The sequence below is a fragment of the Lientehia hominis genome, from assembly GCF_021044755.1.
Taxonomy (GTDB): domain Bacteria; phylum Bacillota; class Clostridia; order Lachnospirales; family Lachnospiraceae; genus Lientehia; species Lientehia hominis.
The window spans coordinates 895251-914048 of the sequence record NZ_JAJNOR010000001.1; the positions used below are offsets into that span (position 1 = coordinate 895251).

An 18798-nucleotide genomic window follows, 5' to 3' on the forward strand; every position below is an offset into this window, starting at 1 on the left:
GTGTTTATCCATGACAGCGATCATTTTAGAGATAATTGTACTGGCTGCCGCGCTCTCCGTTGACACCTTTGCCGCCAGCTTCGCCTATGGGATGGGCCGCATACGGATACCCGCGGCCTCCATCGGCATCCTTGCCGCCATATCCAGTCTCACCCTGGCTGCGGCGCTGCTGGCAGGAAACCTTCTGAGCGGGCTGCTTCCTCAAAGTCTGACCAATGACATCAGCTTCTTAATCCTGTTTATTCTCGGGATAATCAAATTATTCGATAAATCTTGTAAAAAACAAGCCGAACAGGCCAATAAGGACAAGGACAATATACTTTCACCGGCAGAAGCAGTCCCGTTGGGCGCCGCCCTCTCCATTGACAGTGTGGCAGCCGGTATCGGAGCCGGTGTATCGCCGGCCCATATCATCGCCACCATACTCGCGACGTTTCTCATGGGCATAGCGGCCATACTGGGAGGAAGCTTCCTGGGGCGCGCCGTTTCCCGCCATTCCGACGCAAATCTTTGCTGGATCAGCGGAGTCCTGCTCATAGTCCTGGCATTTATGAAGCTATTCTGATCAGCGGACGATCAGATCAATGGCCTCCTGGACATTGCCGACTCCGATCAGCTTAAGACCTACGGGCGGTTCCTGAATCCGCGCCAGACACACTTTTGGAAGGACACAGGAGGTAAAGCCCAGCTTGGCCGCCTCCTGTACCCTCTTTTCTGCCATGCTGACCGCACGCACTTCACCGGAGAGACCAACCTCACCGAAAACCATCATATTGTCATCCACCGGAATGTCCCGGTGGCTGGAAGCCAGTGCCATGACAATCCCCAAATCCAAAGAAGGCTCATTGACCTTCAAACCTCCGGCTATATTCACATAAGCGTCACAGTCGGAAAGACGAAGCCCGGCACGTTTTTCCAAAACGGCGATCAGCAGATTGACACGGTTATAATCTGTCCCGGCCGCCGTCCTTCTTGGCATGCCGAAATTCGTATGGCATACGAGGGCTTGAATCTCCAAAAGCACAGGCCTCGTCCCCTCCATGGAACAAGCCGTCACGGAACCGGATGCCCCTGCCGGTTTCCCGCTCAGCATATATTCTGAAGGATTCGGGACTTCCGCAAGCCCATCTCCCCGCATCTCAAAGACTCCGATTTCATTGGTGGACCCGAACCTGTTCTTTACCCCCCGCAGGATTCTGTAAGAAGCGTTCCTCTCTCCCTCGAAATAAAGGACCGTATCCACCATATGTTCCAGCATCCGAGGCCCTGCCACAGTCCCTTCCTTGGTGACATGTCCCACGATGAAGATTGTGATATCGTTCCCCTTTGCCAGCTGAAGCAGCGTATTCGTAGACTCCCTCACCTGTCCTACGCTGCCCGGCGCGGTGCCGGCATCCTCCCGGTACATGGTCTGAATGGAGTCAATTACCACCGACTCCGGCCTTTCCTTCATGATCACGTCTGAAATCAGCTCCAGGCTGGTCTCACATAAAAAAGACAGCTCTCCGCTGAAGGTTCCCAGCCTGTCAGCCCTGAGCTTGATCTGGCTCAGAGATTCTTCTCCGGAAATATAAAGGATCTTATGTCCCGACTCCGCCAAATTCCGGCATACCTGGAGAAGCAGGGTCGATTTCCCGATTCCCGGATCTCCTCCCACCAGAATCAGAGAACCTCCCACAAGCCCTCCTCCCAGTACACGGTCCAGTTCCTCCATGCCCGTGCTCACTCTTGCCTCCATGGCCGACTGAATTTCGGACAGCTTCTGGGGACGTCTTTCCATTGCGGATCCCTTACCTGCCAGCCCGGCCCCCAGCCCTCTCACCTGAGATGTCTTTTTCGCAGAAGGCGCCTCCACAAAAGTGTTCCATTCCCGGCATCCGGGACACTGTCCCATCCACTTGGCAGACTCATATCCACATTCTTTACAGTAAAATACCGTTGCTCTCGCTTTTGCCATAACTGCTCCGATCTATATAACAAAGAGTGCTTCCTATAAAATAAAATAAGCTGCCGCAGGCTTTTCAAAACCCCGCGGCAGCCTGATAAAATACGGTTCCGACTGTTTCTGTTACCACTGCAGTCCCGGCTGTCCTATCTTTTTCTTACTTCAACCACTGTGGATTCTCCCTCAGAAAGCTCCACACTCAGTGTCAGCTTTCCGCTCATATTCGCTTTGATCATACCGGCATCTTCTCCGCCGATCTGCACGCCGTACTCCGTATCATCCTCCAGTTCCAACGTGATCTGTGCATCCTGACTGCCTTCCACGATGAAACGCACTCCCGTATCATCCGCCTCGAACTCATTCACAGCTGTGCCCGGAACCGACTCGTAGACAAACATGCCGTTCCGCTCCAGTTTCGTGATATCACAATACGTCTTTACCTTATATAGATCGCCGTTGAATTCATAATCCTGAAGCTTCGACTTTGCGCCCAGTGTATAGTCTCCAAAGCTGAGTGTACCATTTTGTTCTGTGCGTATTAATTCCTTTACTGCTGGCATGATTCATCCTCCCGATGTTTTCATCACTAAAATACTGGTTTCATTATAGTATAGAATTCGACTTTTTACCAGTCGTTTAAACAGAAAATTTCAGTTTTCCATCCTCCGCCGTAACGGAAACCGTATCTCCTTTTTTCACGGCGCCATCCAGTATCTCTTCCGCCAGTTTATCCTCGATCTCACTCTGAATCGTCCGGCGGAGCGGCCGAGCACCGTATTTTTGATCATAACCTTTGTCAATGATCCATGCCTTCGCTGCGTCGTCCATCACCAGAATAATGTCCATCTGCTCCTTCGTCCTGCTGCAGAGTCCCTTCATCATGATATCCACGATCTGTCCCATGTCCTCTTTGGTCAGAGCATGGAATACGATCGTCTCATCGATCCGGTTCAGAAATTCCGGCTTAAAAATCCGGCGGACCTCTTCCATCACGCCGCTCTTCATATATTCATAATCCTCTTTCTCCGTGCTGACGGCTCCAAAACCAAGCTTCTTCGGCTCAATGATCCGCGCCGCACCTGCATTAGACGTCATGATCAGCACCGTATTCTTGAAATCTATTTTTCTTCCCTGAGCATCGGTTATGTGTCCGTCATCCAGAACCTGAAGCAAAATATTGAACACATCAGGATGGGCCTTTTCTATCTCATCGAAGAGTATCACAGAATATGGATTCCGGCGGACCTTTTCGCTGAGCTGGCCTCCTTCGTCATAACCCACATAACCGGGCGGCGATCCGACTATTTTGGATACGCTGTGCTTTTCCATATACTCTGACATATCGACCCGTATCATGGCATTTTCCGTGCCGAACATGGCCTCCGCCAACGCTTTCGAAAGCTCTGTTTTTCCTACGCCGGTAGGTCCCAAAAACAGAAACGAACCGATTGGGCGCTTCGGATCTTTAAGGCCCACACGCCCCCGGCGTATGGCCTTCGATACCGCTACTACAGCTTCTTCCTGCCCTACTACTCTTTCGTGGAGGATACTTTCCAGATTCTTAAGGCGCTCTGCCTCTCCCTCTTCCAGTTTTTTCACCGGTATTTTCGTCCAGCCGGACACAACATCAGCGATTTCATTTTCTGTAACATAGAGCTTCTTGCTGCTTTTCTCTTTTTCCCATTTGAGCAGAATCTTTTCCTGACGTTCCTTTTTCTTCTGCTGTTTCTTTTTGATCTCTCCGGCTTTTTCATAAGCTTCCGTCTGAATGGCCGCGACCTTCTGCTCCTCCAGCTGGGCAATATCTTCTTCCAGCTTTTTTATCTCCTCCGGCTCCACATAGGTGGTCAGACGCACTTTTGAGGACGCCTCGTCAATCAAATCGATAGCCTTGTCGGGCAGAAACCGGTCGTTGATATACCGAGCCGACAGATTCACTGCCGCTTGAATGGCGTCTTCTGTGATTGTCACCTGATGATGCTCCTCATATTTGGATTTGAGCCCTTTTAAGATGGAAACCGCTTCCTCTGCCGAGGGTTCTTCTACCATCACAGGCTGAAACCTTCTCTCTAAAGCCGCGTCCTTCTCGATATATTTCCTGTACTCGTCAATGGTCGTAGCTCCGATCAGCTGAATCTCGCCTCTGGCCAGAGAAGGCTTCAGGATATTGGACGCGTCTATGGCTCCTTCCGCGCCTCCGGCGCCGATGATGGTGTGTATCTCGTCAATGAACAAAAGAACGCTGCCGTCGGCCCGCACCTCCTTCAGTACATTCTTGATTCTTTCTTCAAACTCGCCGCGGTATTTGGAACCGGCGACCATTCCGGACAGATCCAGCGTCATCACGCGTTTTCCCTTTACTGTATCCGGGACATTTCCCTCCACGATCTTTCCTGCCAGCCCTTCCGCGATGGCGGTCTTGCCCACGCCGGGTTCACCGATCAGGCAGGGATTATTCTTTGTCCGGCGGCTGAGAATCTGGATCACCCTATCGATCTCATGCTCTCTTCCGATGACCGGATCGAGTTTTCCTTCCTTTGCAAGAGCAGTCAGATCCCGGCTGTAATTGTCCAGTGTGGGCGTAGCGCTTTTTTCCTGCCCTTTACCCTTTCCTTCCAGCTCGTCCTTATACTGGCTGGCGTCTGCCCCCATAGTGGCCAAAATATCCACGTACATCCTCTGGATGTTCACATTCATGGTATTCAGGAGCCGCGTGGCAGAACAGTCGCTGTCCTTGAGCATTGCAATCAGGATGTGCTCAGTCCCGATCAGCGGAGACTTAAACTGTACGGCCTCCCGATAGCTGTTCTCCAGCACCCTGGCGGCGCGGGGTGAATATCCTCCCCGGTCGGCCATATGCACCGGCGTCATCGGAGCTATCAGCTGCCGGACCAGCGTGAGAACCCGTTCTTCCTCTACCCCATGGCTGGAAAGCACCTGAGCCGCCGCGCTGCTTCCTTCACGGATAAGCCCCAAGAGGATATGCTCGGTACCCACATATCCCTGCCCCAGAGCTTCCGCCATTCCCACGGCCAGCTGGAGTGCTTCCTCCGCTTTATTTGAAAATCTGTTGTTGTACATATTTTCCTCCTATTTCTTCAGACCAGCTCCGGCAGCATGGACCGTATATAAGATGCCCTGGCCTGCTTTAAGTCTGTCTTTTCATTTTCCGGGGCCAGCAGCTTTATATTCGTTGGCTGTATCTCCATCATGAGCCCGTAGAAATTCAAGGGCTTCTTAAGCTGCAAAAGTCCTTCCATCTCTCCTACCCGCACCTGAGAAAGATATGTCATCGCTTCCTTCACAGAAAGCTTCTTCGCATATCTCAAGACACCATAGGATTTATAGATTTCATCCTCCAGATCCAGCCTGTGGTTCCGGAGAGTCAGCGATTTAACCTTGCGTTCGCTGGCAGCCAGACGGTCCGCCATCTGCTGTACCAGCGCGATGATCTCTTCTTCGGTCTGCCCCAGTGTTTTCTGGTTGGACACTTCATAAAGGGAACCGTAATTTTCGCTCCCTTCCCCATAGAGCCCCTGGACAGAAACCCCAAAGCGGCTCATCTCGCTCACCAGCTTGCCGAACTGTTTCCCGGCTGAAAGCATGGGAAGATGCAGCGTCACTGCTGCCCGCAGGCCCGTCCCCACGTTGGTGGGATAAGCCGTCAGGTATCCATATTTTTCATGAAACGCATAGGCAAACCGCTCATTGATATAATCGTCCAGACGGCTGGCCTCATTCCACAGTCCGTTAAGATCCACTTTATGGGAAAGACATTGGAGCCGGATGTGATCCTCTCCGTCCAGCGTAATGCTGACCGTCTCATCTTCCGACAGCAGCAGGCTTTCCGGGCCCCTTTTCTCCGCTCCGGCCCCGTTTATGGCACGGCGCTCTTTTAACGCCTCTTTCTCCTCCGTTCCCATCGCTGACAAAGGAATCGTATGAAAAATCCGTTTATCTGCTGAACCGATATCTTTAAGTCCATTTTCCAGTTTTTCTACCAGCTCCGCGCCGTCCTCTTCCGTAAGCTTCACCGGAAAAGGATAGTGCTCCAGATTCCGCACCAGACGGATGCGGCCTGCCAGAAAGACATCATGCTGGTCCTCCGTTTCCTGATACCATTTAAGCATCTGCATTCATCCTCTCCTTCAATTCTCTGATCTCATCCCTGTACTTTGCCGCCATCTCATACTCTTCTTCCCGGATGGCTTCCTGCAGCTTGGATGACAGGATCTCAATGGAGTTTTGGATATCTTCCGTTTTCTCCGTCCCTTCATGGTCCTCTGTGGCTTCATGTCCATACAAAGGGCGCTTTCCCGTATGGGTGTCATTGCCTTGAATTTTCTTGATATTCTCACTCATCAGCAGGTCAAAAACCCGGTAACAGTCTGGGCAGCCAAAACGGCTGTCCTTTACAAAATCACTATATGCTGTATTACAGGTGGGGCAGACCACCTGGTCCATGTCCATCTCATCGCTGTCCCCGCGCTCTGCATCCAGCCCAAACAAATCCGACAAAAGCTTCCCTATCGGATAATCTGTATCAAACATCGCTGTATAATGTCCAAAATCCATTTCCTTGGCACAGTGGCTGCACAGATTGTGCTCTGTCTTCACTCCGCCAATCACTTCAGTATATCGGATATTGGCCTCTCTTATTTTACATTTTTCACATAACATGGTCTATCCTCCCAAACTCAGCCTGTCAGAATCCGGTAGTCACTCCATATCGGAGCAGTCCTCCGAAGCTTCCGGCGAACAATCAAACTGGTTCATCACCATATCCACCAATTCATGGATCTCTATCCGGCTGATGTTTTTACATGCCGCTTTCGCAAGCAGCACCTGCATGTCGGACATCAGTTCCTCCATTGCCCGCATTTTATCAAAATCGACGGCAATGACGGCTCCCCTCCGGCGGTCCAGCTTTACAAAGCCTTCCTGCTTCAGGACCGTATATGCCTTATTTACCGTATGCATGTTAATTCCAATGGTGTCAGCCAGACTCCTGACCGACGGGAGGGCTTCCCCCTCTTTGATGGTTTCGGTGGCGATGCCAATGATGATCTGATTTCTCAGCTGTATATATAATGCTTCGTCACTGTTAAAATCTATTTTCATTATCATCTTCTTCACCCGGCCTCTTTCGTTATATTTGTTATAACAATATTAGCACAGTCTCATAAGAATTGCAAGTGGCAGTGTCTGGATGGAATCAGGATACCCCCTCAGAGACAAAAGTGCAGTCCCCGCCCGGGGCTGCACTTTTGTTAAAATCTATAAATCGAAAATCTCAAAATCATCATCGTCTTCCAAATCCTGAGAGGGCTTCCTGGCTGGCTGCGGTTTCACAGCCGGATTTTTCTCGGCAGGCTTTTTCCGTTCCCTCTTTTCCGGTTCACGAACCGTCTGTTTTTCCGGAGTAGGCGCCGGCTGCTCCGGAGGCCGCTTCCCGGCTTTTTCCGCCGCTCGGTTCACTATGCTCTCCGCATCGTCCGGCTTCACACTCCGGACGGAATCCGATAGGAGAGCCTCCAGCAGATCAAAGTCCGCGTCCAGATCATCCTCTTCTTCTGCTTGGGGCGGAAGCTCCTCACACGCTTCGTGAACGGCTTCCTCCTGATAATCTTTGTTTTCTGCTCCGGCCATATATTCTTCGGACAATTCCTCCGGTACTTCTTCCAGATATGGCTCTTCCTCTTCAGCCGGCGCAGAATCCGTTTCCAGTTCTGAAGCGTGTTCCTCTGTGGACGCCCACGTAGGCTCTTCAGCCGCTTCATCCTCGGCATCTAGATCATATGGCTCCTCATCATAAGGCTCTTCTTCATAGGATCCTTCTTCGTAAGATTCTTCCTCGTAAGGTTCCTCGTCATAGGGTTCCTCGTCATAAGGCTCTTCGCCGGCTTCTTCATGATCATCTTCATCCGGCTCTCCGCCGTAGCCTCCGCGGGGACCGTCATCATAAAAATCATCTTCTCCATGTCCGTTCCTTCTCCTGGTCATAGCGGCGGTAAAGGCTATCAAAAGGATAAAGCACAGCACAGAAAGAACGATAATGATCAGCATCCGGTTTTTCATGGATTTCTGATACGCTTCCTGAGCCTTCTGCAGCTGCACCTGTGAAATCTCATTCTCCTGTCCGGCCGACAGAATTCCGTCCGGCGCCGTGATCACGGTGCCTTCTGCCTCATCATAGATATAAAACGCCGTTTTGCCGGCCTCATCACTTCCGTATATCAGGTAAAATCCTTCCACGTCATATTCCGACGGGAACTTCCACACTTTTATAGTCTGCTCTCCGACCTTCAGATCCATCGCCGTAAATCCATCCGGCACCGCGGACGCGTCAGGCTCAGAGAGAGTATACGTCTTACCTGTTGTCGTGATCGTACCTGCGGAAGCCGCACCGGAGCTCTGGGACTCCTGGCTTTCTGCGCTGCCCGTTTCCGCAGCAGCAGAGCTATTGACCAGAGGATTATTGGCAATCTGACTTTCCGAAGACTCTGCAGCCGTGCTTTCATTACCCGCTGCAGAGGACCGTGTCTCACCCGTACTCCGTACTGCCTGGATGGTATATTTGGCCGTTGTCACCCCGTCGGCCGCTGTCACATTTATGATGACGGTGTTCGTCCCCACCTTCAGTCCGGAATTTCCGGCTATCACCATTTTGGCCCCGCTGTCGGAAGTCTTGGCATTTACCAGAAGCTTATCACAGTCCGCGCCCACCTCTACCTGATATTCATACACTTCGGATGAAAATTCAGGACTGAGCGTACCCGGCGAAATCTCCAAAGAAGCCAGCGACGCGTCGTTGGTCCCATTAGTCCCTGCAGCAAATGACGTAATCCCCATTCCGAACAGCAGGATGCAGCATATGATTAAAACAGAAAATATTCGTTTTGTTTTTTTCTCCATATTGTCTCCTCGAACCGGCTAGCTCAGCTTCTCTCAATATTATCCCATGTCCAAAACGGACACAGACCTCCGGCGGTTGTATAACATCATGCTTCTCCCGATATTATACCGAGTTCTGGCGTTCATTGTCAACCGCACGGAAAAAGATTCGAAAAGATTAAGAATTGGGCGCAAGCTTTAATTTTTCCGCCCATTCTTTCTCCCGGAAGCCAGTGAGAACGAAATCCTCCCCTGCCAAAACCGGCCTTTTCACCAGCATTCCATCCGCAGCCAGAAGGGCAAACTGCTCTTCTTCACTCATATCCGGAAGCTTATCCTTTAATTCGAGAGCCTTATACTTCATGCCGCTGGTATTAAAAAACCGTTTCAGAGGCAGACCGCTTTTTTCTTTCCATGCTTTCAGCTCCTCCGCCGTGGGATTTTCTTCCAGTATGTGGCGGTCTTTAAATTCTATTCCATTTTCTTCCAGCCATTTTTTTGCTTTTTGGCAGGTACTGCATTTCGGATATTCCACAAATAAAACCATATAATCCCCTTTCATGGTCTGTATACCTTTAATTGAGGCGGCTCACCGAGGCCCGCTGCACCGCCAGCGAACCGAAATCGTGACGGCCTGGAACTTCTGCCGGTGTCTTTTCTGCCGCGCTGTACTGGACAAATTTCATTTCTTAGATTCCAGAAAAGGATTGGATATCCACAGGGCCCACGTGCCTTAGGGCAGCGCGCCGCGGTGAGCCGCCTCAATGGCTTTCAGAACAAATGAGTGCTTATTTCGGTGCGGAAAGAGGTGCAGAAGGAATGTTCCGATTCCATCGTAAGGGGAGCGCTGCAGAGGCCTTAGCAGGATCTCCCGACCGGAGGGCCGCTAAGATGCTGGTTACGGCTGCCAGCGACCCGCCTGGATGGAATCGGACATCCTTCTGTTTCCTCGGGTTAATAAAATTAAATTTGTTTGAAAGGTATTCAAAGGTATATCAGAAAGGACGCCGTGGCATAACGATACAATGCGGCATCCTCTTCTGTGATTTTTATTCAGATGTTTAATACAGTGGGTATTTATCCGTCAATTCCTTCACCATGGCTTTTGCCTTTGCCGTATTGGCTTCATCCTGTGTGATCACTAAACGGATGGCTTCTGCAATGGTCTCCATATCCGCTTCGACCGCGCCTCGGCTGGTGATAGCCTGGGCTCCCAGACGAATGCCGCTGGTCACGAAGGGCTTCTCCGGATCATTGGGGATTGCGTTCTTATTGCAGGTAATGTTGGCCGCATCCAGCAGCTTTTCCGCGGCTTTTCCGGTCACGCCAACGGGACGGAGGTCCACAAGCATCAGATGATTATCGGTACCGCCGGATACGATGTCAAAGCCTCTCTTTATCAGCTCCTCTGCCAGCTTGGCCGCATTCTTCTTCGTCTGAGCCATATAAGTCTTAAAGCTGGAATCCAGCGCTTCTTTAAAACACACGGCCTTGGCCGCGATCACATGCATCAGCGGACCGCCCTGAATGCCGGGGAATACCGCTTTGTTGAAATTGAATTTTTCCTGCATCTCATTGCTGGAAAGAATCATCCCGCCTCTCGGGCCGCGGAGTGTTTTATGGGTCGTGGTCGTGGTCACATGAGCGTAAGGAATCGGGCTCATATGAAGTCCGGCGGCCACCAGACCGGCAATATGGGCCATATCCACCATCAGATATGCTCCCACCTCATCAGCGATCTCCCGGAAGGTTTTAAAATCGATCTCTCTGGCATAAGCACTGGCACCTGCCACGATCAGCTTCGGCCTGCACTCATTGGCGATCCGGCGCACTTCTTCATAGTCGATCACACCGGCGTCTGTGACACCATAGGGCACCACATGGAAATAAGAACCTGACATATTTACGGGGCTCCCATGGGTCAGATGTCCGCCATGGGCCAGGCTCATTCCCATCACCGTGTCTCCGGGCTTCAGCATCGCAAAGAAAACAGCCATATTGGCCTGTGCGCCGGAATGGGGCTGCACATTAACATATTCACAGCCAAACAGCTCTCTGGCGCGCTCCTGGGCAACAGTCTCCACCACGTCCACGAATTCGCATCCGCCGTAATAGCGCTTTCCCGGATATCCTTCCGCGTACTTATTGGTCAGGGGACTTCCCATGGCCGCCATAACTGCCTTGCTCACAAAGTTTTCAGAAGCGATGAGCTCGATGTGGCTCTGCTGTCTTCCCAGCTCGTCCTGCATCGCCTGAGCGATCACGGGATCGAAGGAAGATACCTCTTCAAATGAATACATTTTATTTCCTCCATTTAAGTGATTTATAGTGATGTTTCTGAAACTGCGATCTTGAGCTCCGTGAGCTGATCCTCATCCACCCGTCCGGGAGCCCCTGACATCAGGCAGGAAGCATCCTTTACCTTCGGGAAAGCAATGACCTCACGAATGTTGTCCGCTCCTGTCATCAGCATTACCAGACGGTCCAGCCCATAAGCCAGGCCTGCATGGGGCGGCACGCCGTATTTAAACGCATTCATCAGGAAGCCGAAGCGTTCTTCCGCTTCCTCTTTGCTGAATCCGAGACATTCAAACATCTTCGCCTGCACGTCGCTCTGATGGATTCTCACGCTGCCGCCGCCAATCTCGCAGCCATTCAGCACGATATCATATGCTTTTGCTCGGACCGCTCCTCTGTCCGTATCAAGCAGAGGCAGGTCCTCGTCCATGGGCATCGTGAAGGGATGGTGCATCGCCACGAACCGCTGTTCTTCTTCCGAATATTCAAACTGAGGAAACTCGGTGATCCATACAAATTCAAACGTGTTCTCCGGAATCATCTCCAGGCGCTTCGCCAGTTCCACGCGCAGAGCGCCCAGGCTGTCAAATACCACCTTGTTTTTATCTGCTGCAAAGAGGAGCAGATCACCGGGCTCTCCGTCCATCGCCTTCACCAATGCCGTCAGCTCATCCTCCGTCATGAATTTCGCAAAGGAAGATTTATAGCTGCCGTCCTCCTGAACAGCCAGGTATGCCAATCCTTTGGCTCCATAGGTCTTCGCAAACTCCACAAGAGAATCAATCTTCTTTCTGGGCATGCCTGCCTGCCCCTTCACCGTAAGGCCGCGGACAGATCCGCCCGCCTCCAGAGCATTGCAGAATACAGCAAAACCACAGTTCCTGACCGCGTCGGACACGTCATGGAGCTCCATCCCAAACCGCAGGTCCGGCTTGTCGGAGCCAAAGCGGTCCATGGCCTCCGCATAGGTCATGCGCCGGATCGGAAGCTTCACTTCCACATCGCATATTTCCTTCATCAGATAAGCGAGCAGCTTTTCATTCACTTCGATGACATCGTCCACGTCCGCAAAGGAGAGCTCCATATCCATCTGCGTAAATTCAGGCTGCCGGTCTGCGCGCAGGTCCTCGTCACGGAAGCATCTGGCAATCTGAAAGTACCGGTCAAAGCCGGAGCACATCAAAAGCTGCTTATATATCTGTGGCGACTGGGGCAGCGCATAAAAATTCCCCGGATGGATCCGGCTGGGCACCAGATAATCCCTGGCTCCCTCCGGCGTACTTTTAACTAATATGGGCGTCTCCACTTCCAGAAATCCCTGCTCCTGCATAAAATTCCGGGACAAAATGGCCACTCTGCTCTTCACTGCCAGATTTCTCTGCAGATTCGGCCTTCTGAGGTCCAGATACCGGTATTTCAGGCGAAGCTCTTCCTTGGTGCTGCACTCCTCCTCTATGGGAAACGGAGGAGTCAGAGCCTCGGAAAGAATCCGCAGAGACTTTGCACGTATTTCAATATCCCCCGTCTTAAGATTTTCATTCACGGCGCCGGAACGGACTTCCGCCGTACCCTCTACTGCGATGACATATTCATTTCGGAGCGTTCCTGCTTTTTCAAAGCCCTCACTGCCCACGTCTTTTTCGTCAAATACGATCTGCAGCAGACCGGAACGGTCTCTCAGATCCACAAATACCAGGCTTCCCAGATTTCTTCTTTTCTGCACCCAGCCCATAACGGTCACGGCTTCTCCCACATTGCTCTTCGACACTTCGGTACATCTGTGGGTCCTGTGGAGACCTCTCATTGATTCTGCCATTTCTTCCACGTCCTTTCTTTTGGGAATTTCTCACTGTCACTGAAAATCCTTGTAGAATTCCCGGAATTCCCCGTAGCCCTCTTTCTGGAGCTGCTCCTTTTGGAATTTCTTGTTTTTATTCATATTTGAGACCAGCACCTGTATGCCGGCCTCCCGCTCTTTTTTGGCCTCTGCCAGCACCTTCACCATGGTCTCGGCCGGCATGCCCTTTTCTATCAGATATGCTTTCCTGGCTCCTGACTGCGGCACCTGGAAGCCTTTTTCCGTCAATATGGTGATAATGCGTTCAAATCCAATGGAAAATCCACAGGCCGGAGTGTCCATCCCGGTGAACTTTCCTATCATCTCATCATAGCGGCCGCCTCCGGCCACGGAGCCTCCCAGCTCCTCCATCTTGATCTCAAAAATAGATCCTGTATAATAGGACATTCCGCGCACCAGCGTCGGATCAAATATCAGGCTGAACTCACAGGATGCCGTAGCTCTCACGCTCTCGATGATGGTCCTCATACCGGCGATCACGTCTCCGGCCACCACGCCGGCCAGTTTTTCCTCCAGATAGGCCAGGCTGTCCGGCGCCTGCTCCAGCTCAGCAAAAAGTCCCATATATGTCTCAACGGCATTTTCAGAAAAGCCGTTTTCAGACAGCTCCGCAGCCACACCTCCCATGCCTATCTTGTCCATTTTATCCAGGATGATGAATACCTGGTCATAATCTTTCTCCGCAAAACCACTGTACGCCGCCATGGCTTTCAAGACCCGCCTGTCGTTAAAGCAGACCTTAAATCCGGAAAAACCAAGTCGTCCGAGAAGAGTCGTCGTCGCTGACATCAGCTCGATCTCCGCCAGGCAGGAGGCGTCGCCGAGAATGTCAATATCACACTGCATGAACTGACGGAACCGTCCCCTCTGAGGTCTGTCGGCCCGCCAGACATTGCCCATCTGAAGCGCTTTGAAAGGCGCGGGCAGCTGTGCGGAATTATTGGAATAATATCGGGAAAGGGGCACGGTCAGGTCGTACCGCATGCCACAGTCCACCACGTCCGCTTCTGTCTGGGCTTCCGGTATATGCAGCTTCTCGCCTCTTTTCAATACTTTAAAGATCAGTTTTTCATTTTCTCCGCCCTGCTTGCTGCACAGATTGGAGATATTCTCCATACAGGGAGTCTCAATATGGGAAAACCCAAAACTCTTATAGGTCTCCTGAATGAGGCCGATCACATAATCCCTTACCTGCATTTCGGCAGGCAGAATATCCTTCATGCCGGTCACCGGCTTCTTGCTTAACGCCATATCTGGTTCTCCTCTTTCTTTTTTCCCGTCACACCCGGGCATTCCTTGTCTATCATACACGAACACTTGTCTATTTTCAAGACAAAAGTTTCCGTTTTCTGTCAATCATCTCATCAATTCTGCCAAGATACTGGTCAATATCCTTTACATTGTCGCACCGCTCGATCCGCCCTCCCGGAAATACCGCTTTTGTGGTAGAACCCGCCCCCAGGGCCATGATAGTCTGCTTTTCTTCCATTATAAGGATGTTGTAAATGCCGGCCTTACCAGGGCTGGCATAGCCCACATTTTCAAAATTGCCGGCCATGTTCTTCTGTCGATACAGATAATAAGGCTCCAGTCCCAGTCTTTCACAGTATTCCGCCGCCAGTCCCATCATCTCCCCGGTATTCTCGAATTTCAGATGGGCGTACTGTTCTTTCATGATGTTCAGCCTGGCCGCGCGTTTGACCGCCAGGGAATGTACCGTGATATTGTCCGGCGCCATGGCATAAAGACGCTCCATGGTATACTGGACGTCCTCCGGCCCTTCCTCCGGCAGCCCCATGATCAGATCCATGTTGATATTGTCAAAGCCTTCTTCTCTGGCCATGGCAAAGGCCTCTTCTATCTGCTCCGGCGTATGATGCCGTCCGATAATCTTGAGAGTTTCCTGTCTCATCGTCTGTGGATTGATGGAGATTCTGGAGACCGGATGTCTCCGCAGCGTTCTCAGCTTATCCCGTGTCACACTGTCCGGCCGTCCCGCTTCCACAGTCCATTCCTGCAGATTATCAAGGCTGAAGCTCTCCTCCACTTTGGACAGCAGGCGCTCCAGATGTCTCGGGCTCAGCGTAGTGGGAGTGCCCCCTCCAATGTAGACCGTGTTCAGCTTTTTATGGGAAAAAGCCTCCTTCGTATAGTCGATCTCCCGGAAAAGCGCGTCCAGGTATTCATCCATCCTGGGCTCCCATTTGGCCACGGGATACGAGGTGAACGAACAGTACAGGCAGGTGGTGGGGCAAAAAGGAATTCCGATATAAAGGCTGTAGCCGTCTTCATAATCGACGTCTTTTAACACTTGCTTCTCCCGCTTCGCGATCTCGATGCTGAGCCTGATCTTTTCCTCGCTGGCCAGATAGTTTTCTTTCATATAAGAAACGATCTCTGTCTCATCGGCCCCTTCCTCCAGCAAAGCCATCGGTATCTTCGTAGGACGGATACCTGTGAGAGTTCCCCAGGGAAGCTCCCTGCCCGCATCTGCCGACAAGAGCCCATACACCAAACGCTTGAGCACCGATTTCGTTTCTTTCCGGTCCTCGTAATCAACTGCTGCCTCTGCTGCCTTCTTCTCTCCATGCTCAAGGCTCACACGAATCTTTCCGTCCATGTAGTCCACAGAAAGAATCCGTCCGGCAGAGCCCGGTTCCAGTTTTCCCTCTTGTCCGTTTCTGACCGAAGCGCATATCTCCTCCCCGGGATAAAAGGCCGTCAAAAGTCCGCGGACATCGTATTCAAAATTTTCTTCACTGAGTATTAAACAGATCATTCTCTCCCCTTTAATCTATCGCTGTGCCATTATGAAAGGGCGCCCCGCAAGCGCCCTTTTTGTCATAAATCCATCATCTGCTCCACTGGGCCAGAGGATTATAAGCTTTTTCATATCCGATCGTCGTACTTTCCCCGTGGCCGGGATAGACAACGGTATCCTCCGGCAGCACCAGCAGCTTCTCCCTCACGGAACGCCCCATTTCCGACATGGAAGAGGTGGGGAAATCTACCCGGCCGTAAGATTCTCGAAACAACGTGTCGCCGCTGATCAGCACGCCCTCTTCTTCCAGATAATAGCACATGCCGCCGGCCGTATGGCCAGGAGTCAGGATGGCGCAGATCCGGAATCCTGCCAGCTCCAGTACCTGGCCATCTGTCAGATACTCATCCGCTTTAAGCACCGCCGGCCGGCTCCACTGGCCGGAAAGATTGGCAGCAGGATCCTCCAGAAGCTCCCGTTCCGCTTCTGCCGCATAGATGCGGATGGAAAATTCATTTCTCAGCGCGTCTGCCGCCAGCATATGGTCAAAATGCCCGTGGGTCAGCAGAATCGCCGCCGGCTTCCTTCCATTGTTCCTGCACCAATTCCTGATATCTGCGGCGTTGTCCGCCGGATCCACGATGATTGTCTCACTTGTCTCTGCATTGATCAGAAAATAGCAGTTGGTGCTGATCATCCCCAGCACTGCACATTCAATCTGTAATTTTTTCTTCATATATAATATCCTATCCGGCCGTCCTCTCGATATCGATCACGCTCTCCACCTGGCGGAGCTTTTCGACCAGTCTCTGGAGCTCTTCCACGCCGTGGATATCAAAACTCATGGTGATCGTCGCCAGTCCCTGTTTGCTGGTCCTCACGTTCATGGATGTGATATCGATCTGACGCTCTGTAAATATCCTGGAAATATCCACAAAAATACCAATTCTGTTATGGGCGAATATTTTAATCTCCGTAGAATAAGTCTCCTGCGTCTTGTCTCCCTCGGGAAGCTGCCACTCGGCGTCAATCAGCCTGGAGCGTTCCTCCTCCGGAAGATTGATGATATTGATGCAGTCCGTCCTGTGTATGGAAATACCGCGGCCTCTTGTCACAAACCCCACGATCTCGTCTCCGGGCACCGGGCTGCAGCACCTGGAAAACCGGACCGCCAGATCATGGACGCCCTTGACGACGATACCGCTCTTACTTTTCTCCGACGCAGGCTTTTCCTTTCCAATGGAAGCGTCGCCCAACACCTTTTCATCGGTGATCTCCTTCTGGTGCTTCCGCTGATATTCCTCCATCAGCTTATTGATGACCTGGCCTTCCTTCATGCCGCCGTGGCCGATGGCCGCCAAAACGGCGTCCCATTCCCGGAAGCCATATTTCATGAGGACCTTGTCCTCATACTCAGACTTATTGATGTCGCTGAAATTGATTCCTTTCGCTTTACAGTACCGCTCCACCATTTCCTTGCCGCGGATGATGTTTTCTTCTTTATTCTGAGTCTTGAACCACTGGTTGATCTTATTTTTGGCCTGAGCGCTCTTGACCGTCTTCAGCCAGTCGCGGCTGGGGCCCTTAGAATTCTGGGAGGTAATGATCTCCACCCGGTCTCCGTTCTGGATGACATAATCAATAGGCACCAGCTTGTCATTGACTCTGGCGCCTACCATCTTATTTCCCACGGCGCTGTGGATGCTGTAAGCAAAGTCCACCGTAGTGGATCCGCTGGGCAGGTTTTTCACATCGCCCTCCGGGGTAAAGCAGTAGACGCTTTCCGAAAAGATATCCAGGTCTGTTTTCAGAGAAGACAAGAACTCCTTGTTGTCGGACATGTCCTTCTGCCATTCCAGGATCTGGCGAAGCCAGCTCAGCTTTTCTTCTTCCTTCTGGGCCGCGTTCTGCCCGTCCTTTCCTTCCTTATACTTCCAGTGGGCTGCAATCCCGTATTCTGCCGTCCGGTGCATATCATATGTCCGGATCTGGATTTCAAAGGGCTGTCCCGTACTGCTTATCAGAGTCGTATGGAGGGACTGATACATATTGGCTTTTGGCATGGCGATATAGTCTTTGAACCGCCCCGGTATGGGTTTGTACATCTCATGGATGACTCCGAGAGCCGCATAGCAGTCCTTCACCGTATCCACAATGATACGCACCGCAAAAATATCATATATCTGATCCAGAGTCTTGTGCTGGTTCACCATCTTCTTATAAATACTGAAAAAATGTTTTACACGCCCGTCTACCCTGGCTTCTATACCGGCAGATCTCATATGCTCCTGAACTTCTTCCATGATATTCTGTACGAGCTCTTCACGGGTGCTGCGTCGCAGCGTGATCTTTTCCTTTAGTTCGTAGTATACCTCCGGCTCCATGTACTTTAAAGACAGGTCATCCAGTTCAATCTTGATCTTGGAGATTCCGAGACGGTCAGCGATGGGAGCATAAATCTCCATGGTCTCCCTTGCCTTCTCTTTCTGTTTCTCCGGTCTCATATACTGGAGCGTCCGCATGTTGTGCAGCCGGTCGGCCAGCTTGATCAGGATCACGCGGATATCCTTAGCCATAGCCAGGAACATCTTTCTTAGGTTCTCAGCCTGTATCTCCACCTTGTCCACGGACCAGGACAGCTGAGTCAGCTTGGTGACTCCGTCCACCAAAAGAGCGACCTCCTCACCAAAGGCCTGCTTCATCTCATCCATGGTCATGACCGTATCCTCTACCACGTCATGCAGGATACCGGCGATAATGGATTCCTTATCCAGCTCCAGCTGCGCGAGGATGATGGCCACGCTCAGGGGATGGACAATATACGGCTCTCCCGACTTCCGCAGCTGCCCCTTGTGGGCGGAGTTGGCAGTCTCATAGGCTTTCCGTACCATGCTCAGATCGTCGGACGGATGATATTTTTTGATCGACTCTATGAGGAACTCAAAGAGTTCTTCCGGAGTGGTCGCCGTCACTTTGGTATCTCCGCCGGCCATCTTCCGCTTGGATTCCAGAGTCCCGCCGTCAAGTGATATCTCATCCGAA

General features: G+C 51.6%; 15 protein-coding genes. 1 reads left to right on the forward strand and 14 read right to left on the reverse strand.

What is annotated here, in order from left to right:
- The first annotated feature begins 10 nt into the window (after positions 1 to 10).
- Positions 11 to 565, forward strand: a complete 555-nt coding sequence (locus LQE92_RS04100; RefSeq protein WP_231061716.1) for a manganese efflux pump — start codon at positions 11 to 13, stop codon at positions 563 to 565.
- Here the strand turns inward: LQE92_RS04100 and radA are convergent, their stop codons facing one another.
- The 14 genes from radA to LQE92_RS04170 form a co-directional block, all read right to left on the reverse strand.
- Positions 566 to 1957, reverse strand: a complete 1392-nt coding sequence (gene radA / locus LQE92_RS04105; RefSeq protein WP_231061717.1) for a DNA repair protein RadA — start codon at positions 1955 to 1957, stop codon at positions 566 to 568.
- Positions 1958 to 2091: 134 nt separating this feature from the next.
- Positions 2092 to 2505, reverse strand: coding sequence for an endosialidase (locus tag LQE92_RS04110; protein WP_231061718.1), 414 nt, complete (start codon positions 2503 to 2505; stop codon positions 2092 to 2094).
- 76 nt (positions 2506 to 2581) lie between these two features.
- Positions 2582 to 5026 (reverse strand): ATP-dependent Clp protease ATP-binding subunit, encoded by a 2445-nt coding sequence (locus LQE92_RS04115; RefSeq protein ID WP_231061719.1) that lies wholly within the window; start codon positions 5024 to 5026, stop codon positions 2582 to 2584.
- A 17-nt stretch (positions 5027 to 5043) separates the two neighbouring features.
- Positions 5044 to 6081 (reverse strand): ATP--guanido phosphotransferase, encoded by a 1038-nt coding sequence (locus tag LQE92_RS04120; protein WP_231061720.1) that lies wholly within the window; start codon positions 6079 to 6081, stop codon positions 5044 to 5046.
- On the reverse strand, positions 6068 to 6625 hold the full coding sequence (locus LQE92_RS04125) for a UvrB/UvrC motif-containing protein (RefSeq protein WP_231061721.1): 558 nt from the start codon (positions 6623 to 6625) through the stop codon (positions 6068 to 6070). Before LQE92_RS04125 ends, LQE92_RS04120 begins: the two co-directional genes overlap by 14 nt.
- A gap of 39 nt (positions 6626 to 6664) precedes the next feature.
- Entirely contained in the window at positions 6665 to 7072 is a 408-nt protein-coding gene (locus LQE92_RS04130; protein ID WP_231061878.1) for a GntR family transcriptional regulator, read from the reverse strand.
- Between the two features lie 150 nt (positions 7073 to 7222).
- Complete coding sequence (locus tag LQE92_RS04135) at positions 7223 to 8860, reverse strand: cadherin-like beta sandwich domain-containing protein (protein ID WP_231061722.1); 1638 nt, start codon at positions 8858 to 8860, stop codon at positions 7223 to 7225.
- A gap of 157 nt (positions 8861 to 9017) precedes the next feature.
- Positions 9018 to 9386: an arsenate reductase family protein gene (locus LQE92_RS04140; RefSeq protein ID WP_231061723.1), complete on the reverse strand. Its 369-nt coding sequence runs from the start codon at positions 9384 to 9386 to the stop codon at positions 9018 to 9020.
- A gap of 514 nt (positions 9387 to 9900) precedes the next feature.
- Positions 9901 to 11139 carry a serine hydroxymethyltransferase gene (gene glyA, locus LQE92_RS04145; RefSeq protein WP_231061724.1) on the reverse strand — a complete coding sequence of 413 codons (1239 nt, stop codon included), beginning with the start codon at positions 11137 to 11139 and terminating at the stop codon, positions 9901 to 9903.
- Between the two features lie 23 nt (positions 11140 to 11162).
- Positions 11163 to 12953, reverse strand: a complete 1791-nt coding sequence (gene aspS / locus LQE92_RS04150) for an aspartate--tRNA ligase (protein ID WP_231061725.1) — start codon at positions 12951 to 12953, stop codon at positions 11163 to 11165.
- Positions 12954 to 12989: 36 nt separating this feature from the next.
- Positions 12990 to 14246, reverse strand: coding sequence for a histidine--tRNA ligase (gene hisS / locus LQE92_RS04155; protein ID WP_231061726.1), 1257 nt, complete (start codon positions 14244 to 14246; stop codon positions 12990 to 12992).
- A 76-nt stretch (positions 14247 to 14322) separates the two neighbouring features.
- Complete coding sequence (gene hemZ / locus LQE92_RS04160) at positions 14323 to 15774, reverse strand: coproporphyrinogen dehydrogenase HemZ (RefSeq protein WP_231061727.1); 1452 nt, start codon at positions 15772 to 15774, stop codon at positions 14323 to 14325.
- A gap of 73 nt (positions 15775 to 15847) precedes the next feature.
- Complete coding sequence (locus LQE92_RS04165; RefSeq protein WP_231061728.1) at positions 15848 to 16492, reverse strand: MBL fold metallo-hydrolase; 645 nt, start codon at positions 16490 to 16492, stop codon at positions 15848 to 15850.
- Between the two features lie 10 nt (positions 16493 to 16502).
- On the reverse strand, positions 16503 to 18749 hold the full coding sequence (locus LQE92_RS04170) for a RelA/SpoT family protein (protein WP_231061879.1): 2247 nt from the start codon (positions 18747 to 18749) through the stop codon (positions 16503 to 16505).
- Positions 18750 to 18798 lie beyond the last annotated feature (49 nt).

Coding starts and splice junctions, on each gene's coding strand:
- LQE92_RS04135 (WP_231061722.1), bottom strand. CDS start 8,860: ATGGAGAAAAAAACAAAACGAATATTTTCTGTTTTAATCATATGCTGC.
- LQE92_RS04140 (WP_231061723.1), bottom strand. CDS start 9,386: ATGGTTTTATTTGTGGAATATCCGAAATGCAGTACCTGCCAAAAAGCA.
- LQE92_RS04130 (WP_231061878.1), bottom strand. CDS start 7,072: ATGATAATGAAAATAGATTTTAACAGTGACGAAGCATTATATATACAG.
- radA (WP_231061717.1), bottom strand. CDS start 1,957: ATGGCAAAAGCGAGAGCAACGGTATTTTACTGTAAAGAATGTGGATAT.
- LQE92_RS04100 (WP_231061716.1), top strand. CDS start 11: ATGACAGCGATCATTTTAGAGATAATTGTACTGGCTGCCGCGCTCTCC.
- LQE92_RS04165 (WP_231061728.1), bottom strand. CDS start 16,492: ATGAAGAAAAAATTACAGATTGAATGTGCAGTGCTGGGGATGATCAGC.
- hemZ (WP_231061727.1), bottom strand. CDS start 15,774: ATGATCTGTTTAATACTCAGTGAAGAAAATTTTGAATACGATGTCCGC.
- glyA (WP_231061724.1), bottom strand. CDS start 11,139: ATGTATTCATTTGAAGAGGTATCTTCCTTCGATCCCGTGATCGCTCAG.
- hisS (WP_231061726.1), bottom strand. CDS start 14,246: ATGGCGTTAAGCAAGAAGCCGGTGACCGGCATGAAGGATATTCTGCCT.
- LQE92_RS04170 (WP_231061879.1), bottom strand. CDS start 18,749: ATGGCCGGCGGAGATACCAAAGTGACGGCGACCACTCCGGAAGAACTC.
- LQE92_RS04115 (WP_231061719.1), bottom strand. CDS start 5,026: ATGTACAACAACAGATTTTCAAATAAAGCGGAGGAAGCACTCCAGCTG.
- LQE92_RS04120 (WP_231061720.1), bottom strand. CDS start 6,081: ATGCAGATGCTTAAATGGTATCAGGAAACGGAGGACCAGCATGATGTC.
- LQE92_RS04110 (WP_231061718.1), bottom strand. CDS start 2,505: ATGCCAGCAGTAAAGGAATTAATACGCACAGAACAAAATGGTACACTC.
- aspS (WP_231061725.1), bottom strand. CDS start 12,953: ATGGCAGAATCAATGAGAGGTCTCCACAGGACCCACAGATGTACCGAA.
- LQE92_RS04125 (WP_231061721.1), bottom strand. CDS start 6,625: ATGTTATGTGAAAAATGTAAAATAAGAGAGGCCAATATCCGATATACT.